General features: G+C 57.8%; 17 protein-coding genes. 8 read left to right on the forward strand and 9 right to left on the reverse strand.

Features of this window, described 5'->3' with window-relative positions; translation table 11 throughout:
- Positions 1-117 precede the first annotated feature (117 nt).
- Together aceA and ACPYOP_RS27840 are read left to right on the forward strand one after the other, a co-directional pair.
- Positions 118-1,407, forward strand: coding sequence for an isocitrate lyase (aceA, locus tag ACPYOP_RS27835; protein WP_481413489.1), 1,290 nt, complete (start codon positions 118-120; stop codon positions 1,405-1,407).
- A gap of 26 nt (positions 1,408-1,433) precedes the next feature.
- The gene (locus ACPYOP_RS27840; RefSeq protein WP_481413490.1) at positions 1,434-1,679 is read left to right on the forward strand and encodes an SMc00767 family acetate metabolism repressor; all 246 of its coding nucleotides are present in this window, start codon (positions 1,434-1,436) and stop codon (positions 1,677-1,679) included.
- A gap of 157 nt (positions 1,680-1,836) precedes the next feature.
- On the opposite strand, the gene ACPYOP_RS27845 is transcribed toward ACPYOP_RS27840, so the two are convergent.
- Together ACPYOP_RS27845 and ACPYOP_RS27850 are read right to left on the reverse strand one after the other, a co-directional pair.
- Positions 1,837-2,241 (reverse strand): PIN domain-containing protein, encoded by a 405-nt coding sequence (locus tag ACPYOP_RS27845; RefSeq protein WP_481413491.1) that lies wholly within the window; start codon positions 2,239-2,241, stop codon positions 1,837-1,839.
- Entirely contained in the window at positions 2,238-2,507 is a 270-nt protein-coding gene (locus tag ACPYOP_RS27850) for an antitoxin (RefSeq protein WP_481413492.1), read from the reverse strand. Before ACPYOP_RS27850 ends, ACPYOP_RS27845 begins: the two co-directional genes overlap by 4 nt.
- 268 nt (positions 2,508-2,775) lie before the next feature.
- Here ACPYOP_RS27850 and ACPYOP_RS27855 point away from each other — a divergent pair, with 268 nt between their 5' ends.
- From ACPYOP_RS27855 to ACPYOP_RS27870, 4 genes are all read left to right on the forward strand, one after another.
- A complete protein-coding gene (locus ACPYOP_RS27855) occupies positions 2,776-3,657 on the forward strand; it encodes an NmrA family NAD(P)-binding protein (RefSeq protein ID WP_481413493.1) in 882 nt (293 codons plus the stop codon).
- Between the two features lie 26 nt (positions 3,658-3,683).
- On the forward strand, positions 3,684-4,055 hold the full coding sequence (locus ACPYOP_RS27860; protein ID WP_481413494.1) for a hypothetical protein: 372 nt from the start codon (positions 3,684-3,686) through the stop codon (positions 4,053-4,055).
- Between the two features lie 70 nt (positions 4,056-4,125).
- Entirely contained in the window at positions 4,126-4,842 is a 717-nt protein-coding gene (locus ACPYOP_RS27865) for an SDR family oxidoreductase (protein ID WP_481413495.1), read from the forward strand.
- Between the two features lie 106 nt (positions 4,843-4,948).
- Complete coding sequence (locus ACPYOP_RS27870; protein ID WP_481413496.1) at positions 4,949-5,407, forward strand: MarR family winged helix-turn-helix transcriptional regulator; 459 nt, start codon at positions 4,949-4,951, stop codon at positions 5,405-5,407.
- A 129-nt stretch (positions 5,408-5,536) separates the two neighbouring features.
- Here the strand turns inward: ACPYOP_RS27870 and ACPYOP_RS27875 are convergent, their stop codons facing one another.
- Both ACPYOP_RS27875 and ACPYOP_RS27880 read right to left on the reverse strand, forming a co-directional pair.
- Entirely contained in the window at positions 5,537-6,499 is a 963-nt protein-coding gene (locus ACPYOP_RS27875; RefSeq protein WP_481413497.1) for an asparaginase domain-containing protein, read from the reverse strand.
- Entirely contained in the window at positions 6,496-7,947 is a 1,452-nt protein-coding gene (locus ACPYOP_RS27880; RefSeq protein WP_481413498.1) for an amino acid permease, read from the reverse strand. Before ACPYOP_RS27880 ends, ACPYOP_RS27875 begins: the two co-directional genes overlap by 4 nt.
- 277 nt (positions 7,948-8,224) lie before the next feature.
- On the opposite strand from ACPYOP_RS27880, the gene ACPYOP_RS27885 reads away from it, so the two are divergent.
- On the forward strand, positions 8,225-9,652 hold the full coding sequence (locus tag ACPYOP_RS27885; protein WP_481413499.1) for an aspartate ammonia-lyase: 1,428 nt from the start codon (positions 8,225-8,227) through the stop codon (positions 9,650-9,652).
- On the opposite strand, the gene ACPYOP_RS27890 is transcribed toward ACPYOP_RS27885, so the two are convergent.
- The gene (locus ACPYOP_RS27890; protein ID WP_481413500.1) at positions 9,624-10,337 is read right to left on the reverse strand and encodes a FadR/GntR family transcriptional regulator; all 714 of its coding nucleotides are present in this window, start codon (positions 10,335-10,337) and stop codon (positions 9,624-9,626) included. The two genes, ACPYOP_RS27885 and ACPYOP_RS27890, sit on opposite strands and share 29 nt — an antisense overlap.
- Before the next feature lie 226 nt (positions 10,338-10,563).
- Here ACPYOP_RS27890 and ACPYOP_RS27895 point away from each other — a divergent pair, with 226 nt between their 5' ends.
- Positions 10,564-11,745 carry an MFS transporter gene (locus tag ACPYOP_RS27895; protein ID WP_481413501.1) on the forward strand — a complete coding sequence of 394 codons (1,182 nt, stop codon included), beginning with the start codon at positions 10,564-10,566 and terminating at the stop codon, positions 11,743-11,745.
- A gap of 733 nt (positions 11,746-12,478) precedes the next feature.
- Here ACPYOP_RS27895 and ACPYOP_RS27900 read toward each other — a convergent pair.
- The 4 genes from ACPYOP_RS27900 to ACPYOP_RS27915 all read right to left on the reverse strand — a co-directional run.
- Positions 12,479-13,336, reverse strand: a complete 858-nt coding sequence (locus tag ACPYOP_RS27900; protein WP_481413502.1) for a hypothetical protein — start codon at positions 13,334-13,336, stop codon at positions 12,479-12,481.
- Between the two features lie 17 nt (positions 13,337-13,353).
- The gene (locus tag ACPYOP_RS27905) at positions 13,354-13,725 is read right to left on the reverse strand and encodes a hypothetical protein (RefSeq protein ID WP_481413503.1); all 372 of its coding nucleotides are present in this window, start codon (positions 13,723-13,725) and stop codon (positions 13,354-13,356) included.
- Positions 13,726-13,938: 213 nt separating this feature from the next.
- Complete coding sequence (locus tag ACPYOP_RS27910) at positions 13,939-14,430, reverse strand: hypothetical protein (RefSeq protein WP_481413504.1); 492 nt, start codon at positions 14,428-14,430, stop codon at positions 13,939-13,941.
- Positions 14,431-14,471: 41 nt separating this feature from the next.
- On the reverse strand, positions 14,472-17,947 hold a 3,476-nt coding region (locus ACPYOP_RS27915; protein ID WP_481413505.1), incomplete at its 5' end, for a hemagglutinin repeat-containing protein.

The following is a 17,947-nucleotide window of genomic DNA, read 5'->3' on the forward strand; positions in this document are numbered from 1 at the left end:
ACCCTTTTATTCAACGGGATCTTTTGGTTTTCCTAGCCCCACTAGCATCGATATTGTAAAAATAGTCACGCAATCAAGATCGATCGGAGGATCGAGAGATAGTATCGGGAGAATAGCATGACAGACTTTTACAAACTGGTTCCAAGCGCATCCGCGGGGCGTTTCGATGGCATCGAGCGTCCCTACAAGGCCGCAGATGTAGAGCGGTTGCGTGGGTCGATCACCATCCGCCATACGCTCGCCGAAATGGGCGCGAACCGGCTCTGGCAGCTCATTCACGAGGAGGATTTCGTCAATGCGCTCGGCGCGCTTTCGGGCAACCAGGCCATGCAGATGGTTCGCGCCGGCCTGAAGGCGATCTATCTTTCCGGATGGCAGGTCGCAGCCGACGCCAATACGGCCTCGGCCATGTATCCCGATCAGTCCCTTTATCCCGCCAATGCGGGTCCGGAACTGGCGAAGCGCATCAACCGCACCCTGCAGCGGGCCGATCAGATTGAGACCGCCGAAGGCAAGGGTCTTTCGGTCGACACCTGGTTCGCACCGATCGTCGCCGATGCCGAAGCAGGTTTCGGCGGGCCGCTCAACGCCTTCGAGATCATGAAGGCCTATATCGAGGCGGGTGCCGCCGGTGTCCATTTCGAGGACCAGCTGGCATCGGAGAAGAAGTGCGGCCACCTTGGCGGCAAGGTCCTTATTCCGACGGCTGCTCATATCCGCAATCTCAACGCGGCGCGGCTGGCAGCCGACGTCATGGGCGTGCCAACCCTTGTCGTCGCACGCACCGATGCCGAAGCCGCCAAGCTTCTGACGTCTGACATCGACGAGCGCGACCGGCCTTTCGTCGACCACGATGCCGGCCGCACGGTCGAAGGCTTCTATCAGGTCCGGAATGGCATCGAGCCGTGTATTGCCCGCGCTGTCGCCTATGCGCCGCATTGCGATCTGATCTGGTGCGAGACGTCGAAGCCGGATCTCGAACAGGCACGCAAATTTGCCGAGGGCGTGCACCGGGCCCATCCCGGCAAGCTGCTCGCCTACAATTGCTCGCCGTCCTTCAACTGGAAGAAGAACCTGGATGACGCGACGATCGCCAAGTTCCAGCGCGAGCTGGGCGCGATGGGCTACAAGTTCCAGTTCATCACGCTTGCCGGCTTCCACCAGCTGAATTTCGGCATGTTCGAGCTTGCCCGCGGCTACAAGGCCCGCCAGATGGCCGCCTATTCCGAACTGCAGCAGGCGGAATTTGCAGCGGAAGCCAATGGCTACACCGCGACCAAGCACCAGCGCGAAGTCGGCACCGGTTATTTCGATGCGGTTTCACTGGCAATTACCGGCGGCCAGTCGTCCACCACGGCCATGCACGGATCGACCGAACATGCCCAATTCAAGCCGGCTGCAGAGTGATATTGAGATCACAGGAGGAGAATGACATGGCATCGATAGCACGCGTTCGCGAGAGAGCTGAAGAGCAATCTCTCACCATGAATGCCGATCAGCAGGCGGTCATCCGCATGCTGGCCAATGAGCTGCATCGCCTCAATCAGGCCGTCATGAATGCGGTCGAGGCCGGTGTATCCGTCGAGCTCATCCGCTCGGCACGCCACCATGGCGGCAACGGTAATTGGGGTGATTTACTGATCCCCGTCGTCGTCGCAAACGTTGCGCACCAGCCTTGATGATCATACTTTCCAGCCAGACTTCGGGCCGCGCTGTCATCCGACCGCCGGCCCGCTTTCATGACTGCTAGGCAGATCGGACATAGTTGGTCTGCGGAGCAGCAAGAATTGCCATTTTGTCTGCGATATTTGAAGTACTTTTCGGCGAACTGGATGCTCAATCCAGCCAGTTTTCGATACGCAGATCGCGGATGCGCTCAAACTCCCCGGTATTGGCCGTGACCAGCACGGCCTCCAGCGCATGGGCATGGGCAGCTATGAAGAGGTCGTTTGGACCAATAGGTTTGCCAGCGGCCTCCAGCTCAGCCCTGATGGCGCCATATTCGGCATCGGCAGGGATATCGAGCGCGAGCACAGATATGCTTCCAAGAATGGCCTCGATCTGCGCCAGGAGTTTTGGCGATCCTTTTTTGGCGCAGCCGTAGCGCAGCTCCGCGGCCGTAATGATGCTGACACAAATGGCATCTGGTCCCACCTCTGCGATGCGCTTTGCAACAACGCCCTGCGGATTTCGCGCAAGTTCGGACACAATATTGGTATCGAGCATGTAGAGCCCGCTCAAAGGTCGATTTCCTTTGCAGGCAGCAAGGTATCATCAATCTCGGGAAACTGATCTTCCGGCCCGAGTGGTTCCAAACCAGCCAAGACGTCAAGCAAGTTCTTGCGACGCACCGGCTCGATGATAAGCCGATCTCCATCGCGGTGGATCATCACCCGATCGCCGGGAAGCTCAAAGTCAGCCGGGATACGTACAGCCTGGCTCTTATTGTTGCGGAAGAGCTTTGCTTCTCGCGGAGGTGTCGATTCGTGGTGTCGGAGATCGCGCATGCTGGCCTCTCGTGCATATCCATATGGATATGCACGATGACGGGCCAGATTTCAAGCTGGCCTTTCTCCAATCGAGACAACGCAAGACTACTTTTCGCTGGACGGTACGCCGATGAACTTGTCCACGAAACGCTGTATCCCCGCCCTCGAAGGGATATGAACCAGCGATCCTGCCATGAAAAAGATCTAACTCTTGACGTTAAGAGCATATGCTCCTATATCTCTTTCATCGGGAGCATATGCTCCTAACGAATTGAGGATGAAGATTGTGAGCCAGGCTGAAATACTTGTAAGCGGTGCGACCGGAAGAACTGGGACGGCCGCCATCGACGAACTGCTCAAGATGGGCAAAACTGTTCGTGCCTATGTGCGCTCGGACGATGAGCGGGCAGCAGCCCTGAGACGGCGCGGCCTTGAAACCGCCATCGGTGATTTCACCGATATCGATGCCATCCGGGCCGCCATGGAAGGCATCAGGTCTGCCTATTTCCTGCATCCAATAGCGCCCGGAATCATTGGGGCAGCGGCCTATTTCGCACAGGCCGCCAAGGAAACTGGCGTGTCGACGATCGTCAACATGTCGCAGATTTCAGCTCGTCGGGAATCGAGTAGCCACGCGGCACAGGATCACTGGGTTTCGGAACGTGTCTTCGACTGGTCGGGCGTCCCGACAACCCACCTGCGTCCGACGTTCTTTGCCGACTGGCTCGTCTACCCTCATTTCGCAAAGGAGATCTGGGCAACGCGGAAGATCCAGTTCCCCTTCGAGAACGGTCGCCATGCACCTATTCCCGCTGATGACCAGGGTCGGGTGATCGCTCACCTTCTGGCCCATCCACAGGGCCACGAAGGCAAGATCTACCCTCTCCACGGTCCTGTCGAGATGAACCACACCGAGATCGCCGCCATCATGAGCGACGTCCTTGGCGTGAAGATCGAATACGCGCCGACCTCGATCGAGGAATTCAAGGACAAGATGGAAAATCTTTATAAGTTCCCGCCGTTCCTAGTGCAGCACCTGGTTGAAGTCGCGCAGAACTATCGCGACGGCGTGTTCTCGGGAACGAACGACGCAGTCGAAAAGATCACCGGAACTCCCGCGCTGACGGTCAAGCAATTCATCACAAACAATCTCGCCGCCTTTGAGTGACGGTCGAGCAGACAGGAGACATTGCAATGGCACATGAACATGAACGTCATCCCTTCCTGGACGACCTGACGGCCGACGCGGAGCTCACCAGTTCCGTAATAAGGGGGCCTGTCATCGGACGCGAAGAGATCAAGCTCGCCGTCAATACCGTCGGAACCTTCTACGCTTCACAAAGCCCCACGTTCCTGGAGACCGTCGGCTCGCGGCTTTTCCTAGAGTACCAAGCCGAATTAACCAGTGGCGAAAAACTCACCGCCACCGTTGTCGTGGACCGTAATCCCGATGGCTCCGTGCCGCGGGTGAGTGTCCGAATGAGCCCGCTTGGCTCGGTCATGGCTCTCTCCGCTCACCTGCGGGGAGCACTCTCCGGAAAGTTGCCGGAAGACCTCTTTCTTTGAACCCAACACCCATCGCGCCAGCAGGCGCAACGTTGCCCTGCCCCTCACAGTTCTAGAAAGGAATTCAGTCATGGACGTCGCCAACAACACAGTCTTCATCACCGGTGCCAATCGCGGTCTGGGCTTGGCCTTCGCCCGCGAAGCCGTCCGCCGAGGGGCCGCCAAGGTCTATGCGGGGATGCGCAACACCAGCGGCTTTAGCGAGCCGGGTATCGTTCCAGTCCAGATTGATGTCACGGATACGGCATCGATCGCCACTGCCGCCGAAATCGCCGCTGATACCAACATTCTGGTCAACAACGCGGGTATTGCCGCTCTGATCGACGGACCACTGGCGGAGGATTTCGAAACTCAGTCGCAGCGTCTCTTCGATACCAATTACTACGGCGTGGTTCGCGTGAGCCAAGCCTTCGAGCAAGCCCTCTCGAACAAGTCCCATGCCGCCATCATCAATGTTCTGTCCGACATCGTGTGGCTGCCACGGCCAATCCTCACTCCATATGCCGCCTCAAAAGCGGCCGCATGGAGCTTCACGAACCAGCTCCGGCATCACCTTCGTGATCGCGGCATCCAGGTTCTCGGTCTCCACGTAGGCTTCGTCGATACGGATCTGACCAACGGTATCGACGTCCCGAAGGCCAATCCGGCGGACGTCGTGCGCCAGACCTATGATGCGCTCGCCAACGGCAAGAGCGAAATCATGGCTGACGAGGGAACGGCTTTGCTGAAGAGTACGCTTGCAGCCGTAGATCCCGGTTATATCACGCCTCCCCAAGGCATGTTCTGATAGTGGCGAAGGCCGCCGGTATCTATAAACAGGCCATGGGCAGGAGATTCTCAGAATTTTCCTGCCCATGGCTTTAGCAATGCACGGCTCTTGAGAGGAAATTGAGATGTTGACCGCTAACCAACCCCTAGGAATCGATCAGTGCACTTGCTCCGCAATGAGAAAGGCTACTCGGCAGATTACCCGTTTCTATGATAGCCACCTAGAGCCAACCGGGCTACGTATCACGCAGTTTTTGAGCCTCGCCGCCCTTGAAGAAGCGGGCGGGGCTGCTGTGAACACTCTCGCCGAGCGGCTCGATATCGAGCGGACGGCTATGGGAAAGATGGTCGGCTTTCTTGAGCGCGACGGCTTTGTCACGATGAAGCCGTCTCCGACGGACGGCCGAGTTCGTATCATTGAACTTACAGACCAAGGCCGCCGCCTCCACAAGCAAGCAGAACCCCTCTGGCAAAAGGCGCAGCTGGAATTTGCGCAGCTTTACGGACCTAAAAAAGTCCAGACGCTGCGGCAGGAACTAAACGCCATCGATGTCGGAAATTCCGTGGCCGCTTCCGAAGAATAATCCATCGGGCTGGCGGCGACCGAAAAGCACGACTGAAATCCCCGTCGACCGGCCGTCGCGACCATTCACGAACCCGCCGGCTCGCTCTTGCGCAATCGAAGCCCCTGATGGACTCGAAAGCCCAGACCTTCAGGGTGTGGCGTTGGCTCCGAAGTCCGCAAAAGCCTGCTCGATGACTTTAGCGCCCGCGCCGGAGGCGACGAGAGCTGCCAGCAGGATTCTCGCCTGCCCCGGCCGCAAGGTGGAAGAATGAACAGCGCTGGCATCGGCAAGATCATGTCCGCCACCGCCACCGCCATAGCTTGAAACCAGCAATCCATCCGGCACCCGGCTGGAGACCACCACAGGCACGCCGACGCCGGCACAGCGCCTGACAGCCTCGACGAGACGCGGATTAGCGTTGCCGGAGCCCAGCGCCGCAAGAACGATGCCATCGGCATTGGCCCTCAGGCTGGCATCCACATGTATCGAGTCACAACCCGGATAGATCGCCACCACATCGACACGCACGCTGTCGAGCGCTGCGGCAAGGCGCGGGCTCGGCGGATTTTCGAGCGGCCGCGATTGCCGAAAAGCGTCGGCAACATCCGATGAGGACTTATAAAGCCCCCAGGCCGGCAGCCGCCGGCCGCCGAAACAGACGAGCACGCCGCGCTCGGTATTGACCGGATCGATAGCAGCAGCAACGGCTGCGGCAAGGTTGGCAGGGCCGTCAGCGTTCCGATGATCCGCGGTAAACTGCGCGCCGGTGAAGATGACGGGCTTGTTGAGCCCGTGCTGCAGATGGACGAGCAGCGCCGTCTCTTCCATCGCGTCGGTGCCGTGCAGGATGACGACGCCACTGACGGCGGCATCATCAAGCAATTCACCCACCTTGTCGCTGATAGCTTGCATGTCGGCAAGCGTGAGGCTTGCCGAATCCTTCGCCATCAATTCGATGGGTTTGAGATCGACGGACATGTCGGGCAGGAGCGCCAGCAGGTTTTCTCCCGTCAGAGACGGCGAGCTGGCGCCGTTACCGGCGCGCTTGCTTGCGATGGTGCCACCGGTCGCGATGACAGCCACCAGCGGATTGACCTTTCCTGCCGTCACGACTGGCCCCGCTCGGCTGCCAGCCGGTGGATGCGGTCGCGCAGCAGATACCAGCCGATGACCAAGGCCGGCGCGATCAGAATGAGCGAGGCGATCGTCCAGGTGCCGACCGGATAGTCGAGCGCCATCAGAACAAGTACCGCGAAGAGGAAGACCAGCGTTAGGATGCCGGTGTAAGGTGCGCCGAACATGCGGAAATCCGGACGCGCCATTTCGCTGCGCTTCGACAGCTTCCAGAGCTTCAGCTGGCACAGCACGATGACGCCCCAGGCAGAGATGATGCCGAGCGCCGAGAGATTGAGCGCAATCTCGAATGCAGCCGACGGCACCACGGCATTCAGCGCCACGCCGATGACCGTCACGACGGCCGTTACCGCAATGCCGCCATAGGGCACGCCTGCCTTGTTCATCCTCGCAAGCGCTGCCGGCGCCGAGCCGGAAACGGCCATCGAATGCAGGATGCGGCCGGTGGAATAAAGGCCGGCATTGAGCGAGGACAGCACGGCCGTCAAGACGACGAGGTTCATGATGACATCGGCGCCTTGGATGCCGATCGTTCCGAAGAAGGTAACGAAGGGGCTCTCGCCGGCCTTATAGGCCGTATAAGGCAAAAGCAGCGACAGAAGCAGCACCGAGCCGACATAGAAGATCAGCAGGCGCGCAACCACCGTGCGGATCGCGCCCGGCATGACCTTGCGCGGATCTTCGGTTTCACCCGCCGTCGTTCCGATCAGCTCGATCGACGCATAGGCAAAGACCACGCCCTGAATGATGACGAAGGCAGGCAGGATGCCGTTGGGGAAGAAGCCGCCGCTATCGCTGATGACGCTGAAACCAGCCGTATGGCCGGCGATCGGCGTGCCGGAAACAACGAAATAGATGCCGATGACGAGGAAGCTTGCAAGCGCCAGAACCTTGATCAGACTGAACCAGAATTCGAGCTCGCCGAAAACCTTGACCGACAGAAGGTTCATGACCAGCACGGCCATCAGTGCAATCAGCGCGAAGACCCACTGATCGATACCGGCAAGCCACGGTACATAATGCTTGAAGAAGTTCATGTAGAGCGCCACGGCCGTCACATCGGCAACCGATGTCATGGCCCAGTTCAGCCAGTACATCCAGCCGACCGCAAAGGCCATCTTCTCACCGTAGAACTCGCGTGCATAGGAAACGAAGGAGCCGGAGCTCGGGCGGTGCATGATCAATTCGCCAAGCGCACGCAGCACCAGAAAGGCAAAGAAGCCGCAGAGCGCATAGACGAAGATCAAGGCCGGACCGGCTGCGGCGAGCCGCCCGCCAGCACCAAGGAAGAGACCGGTGCCGATCGCGCCGCCAATGGCGATCATCTGGATTTGGCGCGGCTTCAAGGCCTTGTGATAGCCAAGGTCCTCATTGGCCGGCGGCTGGCGATCTACCGGCACATTCTGGATGGTTTCAACTGACATTGCTCCTCCCTTGAGCCGTTTGTCCATGGACGGGTCCGGGGTGCTTGTTTGCACCCGACAGGATGCCCTTTCGCTTTCATCAAGCCGTCGATCGAAGCTTCTGATCGCCGGCCATGCTGTAATGCTGTATGACAGATTTTTCTTCTTAGTCATAGAATTTGCCTGAGGTCAACCCGGCCGCAGGCTTATTGACGCGGTTCGGCGCAATCGATAACAGGTTTTAAATCTGTCATACAGCTTGACAGATAAAGCATGATTTCGACCGTAGGAGGATAATGTGGTCAAGACGCGAAGCGAGTATGATCTGCTGGGCGAAAAGGATATTCCAGCCGATGTCTATTGGGGGGTGCACACTGCTAGAGCGGTCGAAAACTTCCAGGTAACGGGCACGCCGATCGGGCGTTACACGCATCTCATCCGCGGCCTTGCCTTCGTCAAGGAAGCGGCGGCGCTTGCCAATCACGAGCTTGGCCTGCTCACCAAGGAGAGGCTCGATGCCATCGTGCGTGCCTGCCGGGAAATCCGTGCCGGCGAGCTTCACGAACAGTTCGTCGTCGATGTCATCCAGGGCGGCGCCGGCACTTCGACCAACATGAACGCCAACGAGGTCATCGCCAATCGGGCGCTCGAACTGCTCGGCCATGCCAAGGGCGACTATGGCCATCTTCATCCGAACGATCACGTCAATCTCAGCCAGTCCACCAACGATGCCTATCCCACAGCCGTCAACGTCGCGGTAATCGAGGCGATCGATGGTCTCGCAGCCGCGATGAAAGCGCTGCAGGGAGCTTTCGAGCGCAAGGCCAAGGAGTTCGACAGCATCCTGAAAGTCGGTCGCACGCAGCTGCAGGACGCCGTGCCGATGACCCTCGGACAGGAATTCAGAACCTTCGCCGTCATGCTCGGAGAAGACAGAGCCCGCCTGCTCGAATCGGCTTCCCTGCTCCATGAGGTCAATCTCGGCGCCACCGCCATCGGCACCGGCCTCAATGCGCCGGCCGGCTATGCCGCCCTTGCCTGCGCCCATCTGGCCCGGCTGACGGGCCGCCCGCTGGTCACCGCCAGCGACCTCATCGAAGCAACGCAGGATCCCGGCGCCTTCGTCCATCTTTCGGGTGTACTGAAGCGCGTCGCGGTCAAGCTTTCGAAGACGTGCAATGACCTGCGCCTGCTCTCCTCCGGTCCACGGGCCGGCATCGGCGAAATCACGCTGCCGGCGATGCAGGCCGGTTCGAGCATCATGCCCGGCAAGGTCAATCCGGTGATCCCCGAAATGGTCAACCAGGTGGCCTTTTCCGTCATCGGCAACGACATCACCGTGACCATGGCCGCGGAAGCCGGCCAGCTGCAGCTCAATGCCTTCGAACCGATCATGGTGCGCGCACTATCGGAAAACATCATGCATCTGACCGCGGCCTGCCATATCCTCGCCGAACGCTGCGTCGATGGCATTACCGCCAATCCCGCCCTCATGGCGCAACGCCTGCAGGAATCGATCGGCCTTGCCACGGCACTGAACCCGCTGATCGGCTATCAGGCGGCAACCAAGGTTGCGCGCGAAGCGCTGGCAACCGGGCGCACAGTGCCGGAAATCGTGCTGGACCATGGGTATTTGACCGCGGAAGAGCTTTTCGAGGCGCTGCGGCCTGAGCGGCTCGCCAATCTGCCGGCCGTCGTCAACGGTGCGGCTGATCCTCGCCGATGATCGTGGTCACCACGCGCTTGACCTGACCGAGATGGGCTTCCATCGCCGCGATGGCCCCCTCTTCCGATCCCGCCGCAATCGCCTCGACGATGCGGCGGTGCTCGACATTCGAGGCCACGCGACGCTGCGCCATCATGTTGACGAGTTCCGATTGCCGCATCAGCGCATCGCGGGCATCGGATACGATCTTGTAAAAGACGGCATTTCCCGAGGATTCGGCGATCATCGAATGGAATTCCGAATCCAGATTGACCCACTTCAGGGGATCTTCTTGCCCGTCCATCTCATCGCAAAGTTCAAGCAATCGCGCCAATTGCTGCTCAGTGCGCCGCAGCGCCGCCCAGCCGGCGGCAGGAACCTCGATGAAGGGTCGCGCTTCGATCAGATCGCGCGCGGAATAGCCGCCATAGCGTAGTTCCGGACCGGGGGTGGAGGTCATGACATAGGTGCCGCTGCCAGTGCGGGTCTGGGTAAGGCCGAGCGTCTGCAGCGAGCGGAGCGCCTCACGGATGATCGGGCGGCTGACACCATAACGGGCGGCAAGCTGCGACTCGGCGGGCAGCCTTGTCCCAACCGCCAACCGTCCCGATGTTATCGCCGAACGAATATCATCAAACACTGCTTCGGCAGCGTTTTTCCGACTGATCGGACTTGTATAAGATAACCAATCAGCCACCTCACTCATGGCGATAAGCCTTTACAAACATTATTGGCTTGTCAAGGATCGACCCCTGAAATGGCGTATGTTTGACAGCCGAAAACGATCCGAAAATCGCCTTTTGCAGAATGGATCCAACTGGTTCAGGCAGAGCTCGTTTCTTTGCTCTCACCCCCGACAATGAGATCTCGCACTTGATGTGCCTTCATCCGTAATTTAAAGAAATCCTTATACCTTTATATGGGAGCTGGATTTGCCCTTACCCCTGTTCGCTTTGTTTCTGGCCGCGTTCGCGTTCGGCACGACCGAGTTCGTCATTGCAGGTATTCTCCCGGATGTGGCTGAGGGCCTGGGTGTCTCGATCCCATTTGCCGGCTATCTGGTTTCCGGTTATGCGCTCGGTATCGCAATCGGTGGCCCGCTCCTGACCATGGCGACCCGGCAAGTCTCGCGTTGGACCATTCTGATTGCCCTTACGATCGCCTTTTGCCTGGGGCAGGTCGCTTGCGCGCTCGCGCCCGACTTCGCCAGCATGCTTCTCTTCCGCGTTGCGACCGCGATCGCGCACGGCGCCTATTTCGGCATTGCCATGGTGATTGCCGTCGGCCTCGTCCCGCAGGCGTTCCGGGGGCGTGCCGTCGCGGTCATCCTCGCCGGCTTGACGGTCTCGAACATTATCGGCGTACCCATCGGTGCGGCGATCGGCGGACTTTGGGGATGGCGGACGACATTTTGGGCCATGACCTCGGTCGGTGTCCTCGCATTGGCCGCGATCTGGGCCTTGATCCCATCAACGAAAACCGAAGTTCAGCCATCCGGCCATCTGAGCCGCGAAGTGCGCGTTCTTGGCCGCCAGCAGGTTTGGACCTCGCTTATCATCGTGCTTGCCCTGATGATCGGGCAAATGGTGCCTTTCACCTACATCACGCCGCTCCTGCGGGAAGTGACGGGCCTCGATGCCATGCTTATTCCGTGGGTGCTCCTGCTCAATGGCGTCGGAGCAACTTTGGGTGTCTTGTTGGGCGGGCGGCTCTCGGATTGGAAACTGATGCCATCGCTGATCGTCATGCTCGCCATTCAGGCTGCGATATTGGTCGTCCTTTACCTTGTCAGCCCCTATCCCGTGCTGATGACCGTGACGATCTTCATTTGGGGTGCGCTTAACTTCGCGATCGGCGCTCCGGTTCAGGCGCGCATTCTGATGTGGACGGCCGATGCACCGAGCCTTGCCTCCTCCCTCATCCCCTCGGGCTTCAACATCGGCATCGCGATCGCCGCGGTCATCGGCGCCGCTCTGCTCGAGGGTGGATATGGCTATCGCAGCCTGCCGGTGCTGGGTGCCGTCGCACTTGCCTTGGCCTGCGTGGTTGCCATCCTCTCCGCAGCACACGAAAAACGCATCGGCGCCATGCCGCCAGTTGCGGTTTTCACGTGATTTTGCACGGCGCCGGGATTTGGCGCGATACGTCGCAAACGATGGGGGCCTGTCGGACGTTTTGAAGCGCAGATCGGCTCGGCGATCAAGTCGCTCCAGACAATGTCATCTGTCCCGTTGACATGGGCATTGGTATGACTGGAGCTACTCTTGTCTAAAGCGGCTAGAAGAGGTCTGACGAACTAATTAAGCGCTTACAAACCGAATTTCGTGAAAGTAATCGAAGGATAGACATCCGGCATGACGCTCTTCATAAGGTCACGCTCGGCGGCTGTGGCTTCCGATCCCACCACGCGCGGGTTGCTGCGTGTTCCTGCCAACCGGATATATCCGGCGTCGACAATCTGCCCCGGGCCAATCGTGATGGTACTTTCACCCCCAAATGGTCGGACATAGCTGAATGTTCTACCGAAGAGGCCGTCATTGTCACCTCCCGCTTCGATGGTCGTATTTCCATAGTGGCACGACGCGTATGTGATGGCGTAGCGACCAGGGGCAACGGGTACGAACCATCTTTCATATTTTTGCGCCGTCGCGGAGAACAATTGGCCGAGGGAAAGTTTATTTGGATTTTGCAAGCGATAAGAGGGTGCGGAACCAACCGACAGAGGAGGTTCCGTCTCATCTGGCTTTTCCGCAAGCGCATCCTTGGGTTCTCTTTCTTAATCGGACTTAATCGGAGTGTACCTTGCAGCCTTGGGCGGCCTTCTCTGATGATTGAGCTGCATGATTGTCAGTTCTGACGGGCTGCAAGTTGGCGCTGGACAAGTTCCTGATCCAAAACGCGATCCGGCGAAAGCTTAACGAGCTCAGAGCGGTCGATCGGAGCAAACCCTTGAACGAAGTCTGCGATCGGCGTTGGAGGAATTGCGTAATCCAGGTTAAATCCGTCAAGGCCGTTTTGATAGCCGTTCGCGGTCAGCAGTTTTGCCACCTCCTCCCAGGATGCAAAACCAAAGACGCTGTTAGCGCCCTCTTGTCGTGCCAGTAGGACGAAATCAACTGTCGGCAAGACTGCCGGCAGTGCGTCACCCCAAACAGCGATAGTACGAACATGACCGCCAATCAGCATGTATAGGATCTGTGGAACAAACTGTTTGTCCCCGCACTTGGCTTGCCGGAGCGGCTGGCCGTAGTTCCAGCGCCATGCGTTGTGAAGCTGCGACGAAGGGAGATACAGGATCGGATCACTGGACTGAGAGAGAATCGCATCCACACCGAATTCATTGCCGGCGTTCCAACCGCGCAGAAATCCCTCCTTGGAATAAGGACCATCCCCCATCCCATTCATTTGGGGATCATGAATCTGGCAAGGAAAACGCTGAAGAAGCGAGGTAATTTCTATCTCAGCTTCCAATCCAAAAAAGCTTGGTCGGCAGTAATTAATATTTATATCGGCTTTTGCTGTATTCTTGCGAAATAAGCCCCGCTTTTCCTCACTGAAGGCGAGCGTGAAATAAACACCGGTAATCGCGTTGTGATAAACTGCCTGCTTGCCGCTTAGCTGATAATTTCCACGCGCTGAAAGAAATTTGGTTATCTCTTCAATTCCAGCCGACGTATGAAAATCAAGATGTAGATCATAGCTCATCGTGTCACTGGTCTCGCCTAATTCCCTTCGTAGGGATCTTTAAATATTGACTTATACTCGCCGAGTGCTTCGAGGGTAGAATCAATTTGCGGTCTATATTTAGGAGCCTCCCGTCTGTAGGCCTTTAAGAGTGTGATACCGTCCTCGATTCGATAATTCGCTCGGCACATTCCATAGAAAGTTTCAAATAGGTTCATCAACCAACGCTTTTCTGCATATTTTGCCTTCGAGAATTCTCCAATCAGTGTATCACCCGAAAATTGGATAGTTCTGCCGTAGTAGATCGCTGATAGGACTGCCCGTATGCGCTCTTCAGGACTATTGTCAGCACGCGAAAGCGCTTTGATTATCTCTTCCTCGCTTCTGTTTTCGGGTGGTTCGTATTTCATTTGATGGGCCTTCCTTTCGGTGCGAACAACCCGGAATTACGGTGACAGTGCACTTATTTCCTCAATGATGACCTTGGTTTGATCGCAAAAGAGGATTTGCAGGCGCCCGTGCCCACTTTGGGTAGCGTGATTTGGAATATTAGGGACGGCGATCCGAGCAAGGCGGGCATTTGCTTGTTTTGGTCAGATCGGGGAATCTTATTGAGTGCACTGTCACCGTAATTCGGGCTGCCAGAACGTCAAACATACCCCATATTCATCGAGTAGGTCATCAGCCACCTCAAACTCAAATGCTCGATGAGGAAAGCATTCGAACAGCGCCATCTTCCAATATCGCGCAAGCTGCTGTGCAAAAATATGGCACAACTTATAGTCTTTTTCTGTCAAGCCAACACGAGAGACCGAACTCTCACGGGTGTCTTCCCATTTCGAAAAGAATTGACTAACAGAAAAATTGTTTTGATAGCGTTCGACATCAATGCGCTGAGCGCTCGGTTGTAATTGGCCTGCTTCGGTTACTTTTAATCCTGCAAGACGAAGCCCACGGGAAATATCGGCCGAGGCATTCGCACGCCAAAATACATGGTCTTCATGTTCGATAAAATCAGGTGACAGTATTCCAAAAACCGCTAGCGCTTGCTCTACGGATACTAGATTCCCAACATAGCTAAAGAATTCACCTGAGCCGATGTCTGAAGTAAACAAGCCCAAGATCTCCTTAGAGACTTTCCCTTCACAAACGTCCATTATTTCAACCCTAGATCTTCCAAGATGGATTGTGGAACATTTCCTTCAAAAACCTTAGTGTCACTTCCTTTTTTGGGAAACCACGTTCCATTCGGCGCTTGGTTCCATTCGACAACCTTAATTCTCGCTCCAGAGACATCATACAGAGCCCTCCCGTCAGGGCCATACACTACAGCATGACCGTTTCCGAGATTAGCATATGAATTTGGCAATTGATCTCGAAGCGGATATTGAACTGAGCCTCTCGAACCTGTGACAGAGACGTTGGTTTGGGTAAGGCCTCTGGAGAAATTTAAGTCAATCGTGTTACCTGCGGAGTCTGTCAGAAACCTTGGTGCGCTTTTCGGTGTATTGGCCCCCGTTGTTACGGTGCCCTCACTACCTCTAGTAAAACCTTCCAGCCCGAGTGATGCTCCGGCAACAACAAGCGCGGCGATGTTATCGTAGCCAATCTGCTTCCACGCTTCGGCAACAGATGGTCGATATTGTTGAAGCAGCGCTATGATATCCTGTCGCTCATCGTAGATTGCCCGCTTCAAATCACGATTTGCTGTCTCATCGAAATGGCCGCTGAGAATTTCGTTCTCAATATCGCGGTAGCCGCTGTCCGGCAGGTTCATGAATAGTGTCGAAAGATAATCCGGTGAAACGTAGTATTCCGCCGCGATCAACGCTTGTGTCACAGCTGAAACACAAGCTGACCCCTTTGGCGCGGCATCGCAGGCTGCCTTAAGTTGGTGATCAGTCTCCTTATCCTCTTGAGTGTACTGATCGACCATCGACTGATAGCTCGCGATCTGCGCAGCACTGCAGGTCCCGCTATCCCTGCATTCCTCAAGTTTGGCTTTCGCGACGACGCGCGATCGTGCCTTGTTTTGTGCAAGATAGTTGAACTGATAGTTCGCGGCCCCATAAGCAGCGCCTTCGCCACCACCGACCATTCCTCCGACCGTGGCGCTGAGGCTGGCTCCGACCAGTGCGGCAAGCGTCTGCTTGTCCTGATCGGACAAGGTACTATCCTTTAGCATTCCTTTGACGAGATTGCCGATCGCTGGAGCTAGCAATGTCGTCGTCGCGCCACCAAGAGCACCCTTCAGAGCGCCCTCCCAGCCGTTAACACCACCAAGCAGACCTGCGCCAATTGCGTGCAACAACGCGCGACCCGCACCGCCCTCTTCCCAATACGCCGCATCCTCGGGGTGACCGGCAGCAAGGGCCTGTCCTTCAAACTGGTCTGCAATGGTCGCCACCAGCCCCGCCATCGTGGCCTGCGCCGCCTGCAGATCGGCCTGCGTCTTGTACTGGTCGCGCAGAATATTCTGCAGATCCGGCAGGCCGGGCAGCGAGGTGTTGGTGTTGTCGGTATCGCGGCGGATCGTGCCGATGTCCTGCGTCTGGTGCGCGGGATCGGTAATCGTGACGCCGATATTGCCGCCGATGGCCGAATAGGCCTTGCCGGTCTCACTCTCGCCGGCCTTGACCGGCGGGGCGATTGTGAGCCCACCCGTGCCGATCCCGCCGCCATAAGTGCTGGCCTTCCAGGTCGAGTGCGTGTCGATATCAGCGACCGTCAGTGTACCGGTCGAAAAGCTGTTGCGACCTTCGCCAGCTTCACTGGTGATCAGCCCGCCGATGAGCGACGTCTGGCCGCTGACATCGATGTTGAGGCCGCCGCTGCCAGCATGAATGCCTGATTGTTCGGACACGAGCACCGCATCGCCCTTGCCCTTCTGCACGGTGCCGGAGATGCCGGTGTTTCCAAAGCCGATCTGGCCGGAGACATTGAACTGGTCGGCCTTGGCCTTCTGCGTATCCACCTGGCTTTCGATCGTCAGGTTCTTGACATCGATCGCAACCGCATTGCCGGCGACCGTCGCCCCCTTCAGCGCGAGATCGTTGGTGACGATGGTGACATCACCGGTGCCGTTCACATGCGTGTTCGTATGGTTGGTGCCGGAGGTTTCCGAACCGCCCTTGCCGTAGGAGGCGTTGACCCCCACGCCGGTCTCCTGGCAACCGCCCTTGCTGGTGCAACCAAAGTTGACGCCGACGCCCACGCTCCAGGATTTGTTCGAGCTGGTCGAATCCGACGTGCCGGTGGCAGCGTTGAGGTTGATGTCGCCATTCGCCGCCGACAGGAAGATATCGCCGGTCAGCGGATCGCCAGGAAGGGTGGGGATGCCGTTCTTGTCGTAGCCGGCCACGATCTGCGCACCATCACTGGTGATGGAGCCTTTCTCGGCCTCCATGGTGATGGAGCGCCCCGCGCGAATATCCGTCACGACCGGGGTCGAGGAAGACGAGGACCAACTGTTTTCCTGACGGCTTACGCCGGCATTGATGCCGATGCTGAAGGAAAGACCGGTTCCAACCTTCGGATCCGCGCTGGTAAGCCCCTCATATGCGCCCTTCAGTCCCTTGTAGCCCTCGTAGAAACCGAGGCCGGCAATGGCCGTATTGGTTACCGCATTGACGCCTCCGCTGTCCGAAAGGCGCTCGGCCGAGTTCATGATGCTTTGAGCCGCCTTGCCGACTTGGCTCGTCACCGAGATGGTCACACCGGCAAAGGTCTTTTCATGCACCTCCTCGTAATTGGTGACGTCGTTGGCCGAGAGCAGATTGATATCGTTCTTGGCAAAGAGAGTGACGTCGCGATCGGCCGAGGCGCTGGTCGCCTGCAGGTTGACGTTGTTGCCCGCCGAGATGTTGAGGTCACGGCCCGCCGCCAATGTCGATATTGCATTGGTATCGGACTGCTGCGCCTTGCTGTCCTTGGTCGACTGCGCCCCAATCCCGATCGAGAAGCCGCCATTGCCGGCGGAAAGGGCTAGGCCGAAACCGGACTTCTTCTGCTGCTCGGACTGTGACGAGCTTTCGGCGCCGGGTGTGACGTTGACGTCGCGAGCGGCCGACAGGTTGATGTCACGATCGGCACTGACGGACGATCCCATGATATTGAGATCCGTTGTCCTCGCAGTCAGGTTAACGTCCTTCCCGGCCGTAAGCTCTGAGCCGATGTTGTCCGTGGAAGATTGCTGACCCTGCTTTTCATTCTTGCCGTAGAGCGAGATGAAGCCGCCGCCGGAGCCGACGAAGAGGCCGGAATCCTTGCGCTGGCTGTCGGACTGGTGGTTCTCCTGCGCGCCAATGATCGAGACGCTCTCGCCGGAGACGTTGAGCGAACCATCTGCGTTGACCTTCGAGCCGACAATGGCGGCTGCCTTGCCAGCATCGAGATTGACGTCGCCCGAGGCTGAGAGCTGAGAGCCAACCGTCGTTTCGTTGTAGCCATCATAGCTCGAGCTGCCGCTGCGAAGGAAACCCTTGCGTTTGGCGCTGTCATGCTCGGTTTCGGTATCCTTGCCGGCGGTGACGATCAGATTTCCGCCGGTCTGGATACCAAGATCGGCAGTGTGGGTGGCGTCACCCGCCGTTACCTTGGAGGCGGAGATCGTGGTGTCGCCGCCGGATATGA

It is taken from the genome of Rhizobium sp. KNZ2-6A (assembly GCF_056755475.1).

Coding starts and splice junctions, on each gene's coding strand:
- aceA (WP_481413489.1), top strand. CDS start 118: ATGACAGACTTTTACAAACTGGTTCCAAGCGCATCCGCGGGGCGTTTC.
- ACPYOP_RS27840 (WP_481413490.1), top strand. CDS start 1,434: ATGGCATCGATAGCACGCGTTCGCGAGAGAGCTGAAGAGCAATCTCTC.
- ACPYOP_RS27850 (WP_481413492.1), bottom strand. CDS start 2,507: ATGCGCGATCTCCGACACCACGAATCGACACCTCCGCGAGAAGCAAAG.
- ACPYOP_RS27860 (WP_481413494.1), top strand. CDS start 3,684: ATGGCACATGAACATGAACGTCATCCCTTCCTGGACGACCTGACGGCC.
- ACPYOP_RS27865 (WP_481413495.1), top strand. CDS start 4,126: ATGGACGTCGCCAACAACACAGTCTTCATCACCGGTGCCAATCGCGGT.
- ACPYOP_RS27870 (WP_481413496.1), top strand. CDS start 4,949: ATGTTGACCGCTAACCAACCCCTAGGAATCGATCAGTGCACTTGCTCC.
- ACPYOP_RS27880 (WP_481413498.1), bottom strand. CDS start 7,947: ATGTCAGTTGAAACCATCCAGAATGTGCCGGTAGATCGCCAGCCGCCG.
- ACPYOP_RS27890 (WP_481413500.1), bottom strand. CDS start 10,337: ATGAGTGAGGTGGCTGATTGGTTATCTTATACAAGTCCGATCAGTCGG.
- ACPYOP_RS27900 (WP_481413502.1), bottom strand. CDS start 13,336: ATGAGCTATGATCTACATCTTGATTTTCATACGTCGGCTGGAATTGAA.
- ACPYOP_RS27905 (WP_481413503.1), bottom strand. CDS start 13,725: ATGAAATACGAACCACCCGAAAACAGAAGCGAGGAAGAGATAATCAAA.